The organism is Polaromonas sp. CG_9.11 (genome assembly GCF_015752225.1).
Classification (GTDB): domain Bacteria; phylum Pseudomonadota; class Gammaproteobacteria; order Burkholderiales; family Burkholderiaceae_C; genus Polaromonas.
The window spans coordinates 1-1293 of the sequence record NZ_JADOVE010000071.1 but is presented as its reverse complement, the minus strand read 5'-3'; the positions used below and the strand labels follow the sequence as shown (position 1 = coordinate 1293).

At 67.2% G+C, this 1293-nt stretch carries 1 protein-coding gene; it reads left to right on the top strand.

What is annotated here, in order from left to right:
* The coding region (locus tag IWX85_RS20145; protein WP_196870985.1) for an IS4 family transposase at positions 1–1293 on the top strand (1293 nt) is incomplete at both ends.

Below are 1293 nucleotides of genomic sequence, written 5' to 3'. Positions count from 1 at the left end.
CGCAGTTTGTCCAGGACGGCACCAGCGCCCTGGCTCGCCTGCTGGAGCCTGAGCAACTTCAGGCGCAGCTCTTGCGCCACTGCCCCCACTATCGGCACAGGTTGTACCCGCCCCTGGCGACCTTGGGCCTGTTTGTGCAGCAGGTGCTGGGGGCGGACCACGGCTGCCGCGATGCGGTGGCCCAAGGCTTGAGTGCGCGCCTGGCCCAGGGCTTGAGCCCGTGCAGCCCGAACACCGGGCCGTACTGCAAGGCGCGTCAGCGCCTGCCGGCTGCCTTGCTGGCCGAGCTGTGCCAGATGCTCGGGCAGCGCCTGTGCCAGGCCCAGGTTGAGGCCTGGCGCTGGCGCGGGCGGGAGATCAAACTCATCGATGGCACCACCGTATCCATGCCGGACACGGTGGCCAACCAGGCACAGTACCCGCAAAACGGGCGGCAAAAGCCCGGGTTGGGCTTTGCCTTGATGCGCATCGTGGCTGTCATCTCCCTGGGCTGCGGGGCGGTGCTGGGCTGGGCGCAGGGCGCTTGCAAAGGCAAGAATACTGGCGAGCCGTCCTTGCTGGCGCAGCTCCATGGCGCGCTTGAGCCGGGCGACGTGGTGCTGATGGATCGCTGCTATGCGGGCTACTTCACGCTGGCGCATCTTCAGGGGTTGCAGGTGGACTTTGTCAGCCGCCAGCAGGCGCGCCGCAGTACGGACTTTCGGCGCGGCAAGCGCCTGGGCAAAAAGGACCATGTCGTTTGGCTGGAGCGCCCACGGCGCTCGGCACAAATGCATCAGCGCGACTATGACGCCTTGCCGTTGCGCATCGAGTTGCGCGAAACCCGGGTGGGCGGCTGGGTGCTCATCACCAGCTTGCTGGACGCCGGCCGCGTCAGCCGCGAGGAGGTAAGCCGCCTGTACAGCCTGAGGTGGCACGTCGAGCTGGACCTGCGGGCCATCAAGGCGGTGATGCAGATGGACACGCTGCGCTGCAAAAGCCCGGCCATGGCTGTCAAGGAAGTGGCCGCCCATCTACTGGCCTACAACCTGGCCCGCTCAGTAATGGCGCAAGCAGCGCACGGCGCGCGTGTGCGCCCGCGCGAGTTGAGCTTCAAGGGCGCTTTGCAGCAGCTGCGTGCTTTCTCGCCGGTGCTGCTTGGCTGCGGCGCCCATGCCATCGGGCAGTTGCACGCGTTGCTGTTGACCACCATAGGGCGCGTGCTGTGCCCCAAGCGGCCAGGCCGCGTAGAGCCACGCGCGGTCAAGCGACGGCCTAAAAACATGCGCTCTTTAACCCAGCCGCGTGCCCTGC